Genomic DNA, 4962 nt, shown 5'->3' on the forward strand with positions numbered 1-4962 from the left:
CCGCCGTCACCGGGACCCGCTCCCGCAGCTCCCGTACCTCCGCCCGGAGCGCAGCCAGCTCCGTGAGCACGGCCACGCCGAGATCCTGGGTGGCCTGGACCGACTCCTCGGCGTGCTCGTCCTCCATGGCGCTGACCACCACCGCGATGAACAGGTTCAGCACCACGAAGGTGCACACCAGCATGAAAAGCACGAAGAACACCCAGGCCGACGGGTGCTCGTCCATCACCTCCCGGGTGATGTCGGACCACGCGTCCCCGGTCATCATCTGGAACAGGGTGAACAGCGAGGTGGGCAGGTCCCCGAAATACTCCGGCGCGGTGGCGTGATAGAGCTTGGTGCCCATCACGGCCGTGACGTAGAGCACCAGGCCGAGAAGCACCACGATCGAGGTCATCCCCGGCACCGCGGTGAGCAGGGCCGTCACGACCCTGCGCAGGCTCGGCACCACGGAGATCAGTCGCAGCGCCCGCAGGATCCGCAGCGCCCGCAGTACCGACAGTCCTCCGGCCGTGGGGAGCAGGGAGACCGTAACGATCATGATGTCGAACAGGTTCCACGGATCCCGGAAGAACCCCCGGCGGTAGACGTACATCTTCGCGACCAGTTCGAGCACGAAGATGTAGAGCGCCAGATGGTCGACGACGGCGAGCGCCGTGCCGTACCGCTCGACGGCCGTGACGGAGGTCTCCAGCCCCAGCGTGGCGGCGTTGATCACGATGATCGCGATGATGACCTGGTGGAAACGCGGGGCCTCCAGGGCCGCGCGGACACGCTCGCGCATCGGCACGGATGACTCCCCGAAGGTCTAGGGCCGAGTGAACTGCGCGTAGATCATATCGCCTGGAAGATCTTCCTATCCGTTACGGCGGCGGCCCCTGCCCCTGCCGACCCGGATCACGGCCGCGATCGGGGGAGAGCCGGAAGACCCGCAGCTCACGGCCCGACTTCTCGCTGTAGCGGTCGTAGACGGGCCAGACCCGCAGCAGCCGGGGCCAGGCCTCGGCCCGCTCCTGGCCGCTCAGGAGGCGGCCGGTGACGGGGATCTCCTGGCCGCGGAAGCTCACCGTGGCCTCCGGGGTCCTGAGCAGGTTGCCGCTCCAGCCCGGGTGGTGCGCGCGGCCGAAGTTGGAGCCGACCACCAGGAAGCCGCCGCCGTCCTCGGGCAGGCAGGCGAGCGGGGCCGCGCGGAGCTCGCCGGACTTGGCGCCGACCGTGGTGAGGACGAGCGTGGGGATCATCCGGTCGCTCATCACGGTCCTGCCCCGGCTCAGGCGGTGCACGGCCCGGTCCAGCCGCGGCACGATCTTCGGCCCGAACCTTGCGAACGCGTCGGTCCCCGCCAGCCACTGGAAGAACGGTCTGAGCAGTCCGATGAGGCGTCGGCCCACAGTGATCTCACAATCCCGCGCCGCCCCGATCCGATTTCCGCCTCACCGTAGAACCCAGCAAGCGTTAGGTCAACTCCATGGCCCCGTCGTCCCGCGTGGCCCCCTCTCGCCGGACGCAGTAGCCGCCGATCCCCGACTCCAGCAGACGGAAGGCGTGGTCGGCCTGTTCGCGCAGGTCCGGGGTGATGGCGGCCACGCTCTCACCGGCGAGCATGCGCCGGACGGCATACGTCGTCAGCGTGTGGAGCGTCGCGCAGATCTGGCCGGCGACGAGCGCGGGGATGAGATCGTCGGGGTCGGCGCCGGTCTCGTCGGCGAGAGTCCGGGCCAGGGCCTCCACGCGGAGCTCGTTCATCTCCCGCAGCCGGGCGACGAGGGTCGGGCTGGCGCTGATCATGCGGGGGAAGACGTCGCTCCCCTCGTGGAAGCCGTACCGCCAGTCGCCGGTGTCGAGGGCGTCCATGAAGTCGCGGCGCAGCGCCTCCACGGCGCCCTCCCCGGGCCTCCGCTCCCGCATGACCTTGCCGAGCAGTTCCACCACCTCGTCCTGCCGGTCGAAGAGCAGGTCCTCCTTGGCCGGGAAGTAGTTGAAGACCGTGTTGACCGAGACGTCGGCGGCCCTGGCGACCTCCGCCACTGTCACGTTGTCGAACCCCCGGGCCATGAACAGCCCCGTCGCGACGTCGGAGATGCGCAGCCGGGTCTCTCGTTTCTTGCGCTCACGCAGCCCTTCGCTCATGAGCCCATTCTATGGTGCCGGACGAATTTTGCAGTCACCCTAAGATTGGTGCTACTTTAAAAATGGAGGCGATCAAATGATCAAGACATCGGATCTGAGCAAGACCTTCCCGGGCGGCGTCGAGGCCGTCCGGGGGGTGGACCTGGCCGTCGAGGCCGGGGAGATCGTGGGCTTCCTCGGCCCCAACGGTGCGGGGAAGACGACCACCATGCGCATGCTGACCACGCTGCTCCGCCCCACCGGGGGCACCGCCACGGTCGCCGGGCACGACCTCGTCAACGATCCCGAGGGCGTGCGGCGGCGCATCGGCTACGTGTCCCAGAACGGCGGGCTCAGCCCGGCCGACCCGGTGGGGGAGGAGCTCGAACTCCACGCCATGCTGTACGGCATGCGCTCCGCCGAGGCGCGCGAGCGGGTCCGTGGGGTGCTCGACGACCTCGACCTCACCGGGCTGGAGACCCGGCCGGGCGGCGCGCTCTCCGGAGGCCAGCGCCGCCGGTTCGACCTCGCGTTCGGCCTGGTCCACGACCCGTCGCTGCTCTTCCTCGACGAGCCCACCACCGGCCTCGACCCGCAGAGCCGGGCCAACCTCTGGGACCACGTCAGGCGCCTGCGCGAGCGGCGCGGTCTGACGGTCTTCCTGACCACCCACTACCTCGACGAGGCGGACGCGCTCGCCGACCGGCTGTTCGTCATCGACCACGGCGTGATCGTCGCCGAGGGCACCCCCGCCGAGCTCAAGGGCGGCTCCGGCACCCTCGACGACGTCTTCCTGTCCATCACCGGCCGTTCCCTGAGAGAGGAGCCGGCCCGATGAGCATCCTCCGCGACACCTGGCTGATCTTCCGGCACAACGTCCGGATCTCCCTGCGGCAGAAGGCCGGGATCGTCTTCGGCGTCCTGCAGCCCCTGCTGTACCTGGTGCTGTTCGGACCGCTGTTCGCCACGATCGGGACCTGGGAGACGCTGATCCCCGGCCTGCTGGTCCAGGTGGGGCTGCTCAGCGCCGGCATGGCCGGCTTCGGCGTCGTCTTCGACGCCAGATCGGGCGTGCTGGAGCGGCTGCGGGTCACCCCGGCCCACCGGGTGGCCCTGCTGCTCGGCCGGGTCCTGGGCAGCTCGGTCACCCTGCTGATCCAGTCGGTCATGCTGATCGTGGTGGGCTACGCCTTCGGCATGCGCGCGGCCGTTCCCGGGGTGCTGGCCGGACTCGTCCTCATGGCGCTGCTGGGGGTGAGCCTGGCCGCCCTGTCCAACGCGATCGCGCTCACCATGAACCCCGACCTCTTCGCGCCCGTCATGAGCACCGGGATCGTCCCGCTGGTGCTGCTGTCCGGCGCGTTCCTGCCGATGTCGATGGCGCCCGGCTGGCTGGACGCGCTGTCCCGGCTCACCCCTTTCCGCTACGTGCTCGAAGCCCTGCGCGAGCTGTTCGCCGGGCACTACTCGACCTGGACCGTGGCCGTGGGCGTCGGGGTGACCCTGGTCCTGTCGGTGACCTGCGTGGTGGCCGGGACCCGCGTCTTCAACCGCGAGAACGCCTAGGCCCTCCACTCGGGCCGGCGCCACCGGGGGCGAAGTAGCTGTGAGTGATCGGCTTCCGTCGTCTGGCAGGGGCTCCCCACGGCACCGTTCCTGTGCATCGACCCGCCGGAGAAAGAGGCGGTCGCGGATGACTCCGGTGGCGGGCGGTGGATCTGCCCGAAGGAACCGCGGCCGTGCCGTGAAGCCGGGGGAGCTGCTGGTGCTCTGGTGTTCGGCAGTCAGGATGACTGAATTTCGTCGAAGAGGGCGAGGGCTTCGGCGGGATCCGGGCTCACGAGGCGTTCCAGGCCGGCCGCGGTGATCTTCGCCCACCTGCCGGCCCGTGCCCACATCTGTTCCTCGAAGGCGCGGACGGCCTCGTCCAGATCAGCGGCGGCGGCGACGGACTCGGCGAGTTCGGCGCCTTCCAGCATCGCGAGGTTCGCGCCCACCCCCAACGGGGGCATCAGGTGGGCGGCGTCGCCCAGTAGCGTCACCCCGGGGACGTGAGCCCAGGTGTGGGACACGGGCAGGACGTAGAGGGGGCGGTGGACGAAAGCGGCGCCGTGGCGGAGGAGGTCGAGGACGGGAGCGGCCCAGCCGTCGAACAGAGCCGGCAAACTCGATCGCACGGCCTCGCCGTCGGCCAGGTCCAGGCCCGCGTCCATGTCCGCGTCCAGGCCCGCGTCCAGGCCCGCGCGCCGGTTCAGGCCCATATGCCGGTCCAGGTCCGTGTGCCAGTCCAGCGGCGCGCGGAACTGGGCGTACACCTTGACGTGGCCGCCGCTGTTGCGCTGGGCGACGAGGGCGCGGTTCACGCCGTACACGGCCACGGAACCGTCGCCGATCAGCCGGGCGAGGTCGGGGTGGCGGGTGTCGACGTCGTCCAGGGAGGTCTCGACCAAGGTGACGCCGGTGTAGTGCGGCGTCGCGGACGAGACTGCCGGGCGGACCCGGGACCAGGCGCCGTCCGCGCCGACCACGAGGTCGAACGTCTCCTGTCGCCCGTCCGCGAAACGGACCAGCACGCCGTCCCGGGTCCCCGGCACTACCTCCGTCACGCCCCGCCCCCACTGAACGTCCAGGGGGCCGAGCAGCAGGTCGCGGAGCTGCCCGCGGTCGATCTCGGGGTTGGCCCGGTCATCCGGACGGGGTTGCCAGTCGCGAAGCACGGTCCCGTCCGTGTCCAGGATGCGCATGGCCTGCCCCTCGGGACGGGACAGCGCCTGGAACCCCGCCAGCAGCCCCGCCTTGTCCAGCGCGAGCTGGCCCAGGTTTTCGTGCAGGTCCAGCGTGCCGCCCGGGGGG

The 4962-nt window shown here is 70.4% G+C and carries 6 protein-coding genes; 2 read left to right on the forward strand and 4 right to left on the reverse strand.

What is annotated here, in order from left to right:
• The 3 genes from CA984_RS42490 to CA984_RS42500 form a co-directional block, all read right to left on the reverse strand.
• Positions 1 to 784: ion transporter (locus CA984_RS42490; RefSeq protein ID WP_108724701.1), on the reverse strand; the 784-nt coding region annotated here is incomplete at its 3' end.
• A gap of 79 nt (positions 785 to 863) precedes the next feature.
• A complete protein-coding gene (locus CA984_RS42495) occupies positions 864 to 1391 on the reverse strand; it encodes a nitroreductase family deazaflavin-dependent oxidoreductase (protein WP_086578963.1) in 528 nt (175 codons plus the stop codon).
• 64 nt (positions 1392 to 1455) lie between these two features.
• Positions 1456 to 2130, reverse strand: coding sequence for a TetR family transcriptional regulator (locus CA984_RS42500; RefSeq protein WP_086578964.1), 675 nt, complete (start codon positions 2128 to 2130; stop codon positions 1456 to 1458).
• A 76-nt stretch (positions 2131 to 2206) separates the two neighbouring features.
• Here CA984_RS42500 and CA984_RS42505 point away from each other — a divergent pair, with 76 nt between their 5' ends.
• On the forward strand, positions 2207 to 2947 hold the full coding sequence (locus tag CA984_RS42505; RefSeq protein ID WP_086578965.1) for an ABC transporter ATP-binding protein: 741 nt from the start codon (positions 2207 to 2209) through the stop codon (positions 2945 to 2947).
• The gene (locus CA984_RS42510; RefSeq protein WP_086578966.1) at positions 2944 to 3675 is read left to right on the forward strand and encodes an ABC transporter permease; all 732 of its coding nucleotides are present in this window, start codon (positions 2944 to 2946) and stop codon (positions 3673 to 3675) included. Before CA984_RS42505 ends, CA984_RS42510 begins: the two co-directional genes overlap by 4 nt.
• Before the next feature lie 218 nt (positions 3676 to 3893).
• Here the strand turns inward: CA984_RS42510 and CA984_RS42515 are convergent.
• A partial coding sequence (locus tag CA984_RS42515) for an FAD-dependent oxidoreductase (RefSeq protein WP_086578967.1) occupies positions 3894 to 4962 on the reverse strand: 1069 nt, incomplete at its 5' end.

Origin of the sequence: Streptosporangium minutum, from assembly GCF_002149035.1 — a bacterium.
Lineage (GTDB): Bacteria > Actinomycetota > Actinomycetes > Streptosporangiales > Streptosporangiaceae > Streptosporangium > Streptosporangium minutum.

Coding starts and splice junctions, on each gene's coding strand:
- CA984_RS42500 (WP_086578964.1), bottom strand. CDS start 2,130: ATGAGCGAAGGGCTGCGTGAGCGCAAGAAACGAGAGACCCGGCTGCGC.
- CA984_RS42505 (WP_086578965.1), top strand. CDS start 2,207: ATGATCAAGACATCGGATCTGAGCAAGACCTTCCCGGGCGGCGTCGAG.
- CA984_RS42510 (WP_086578966.1), top strand. CDS start 2,944: ATGAGCATCCTCCGCGACACCTGGCTGATCTTCCGGCACAACGTCCGG.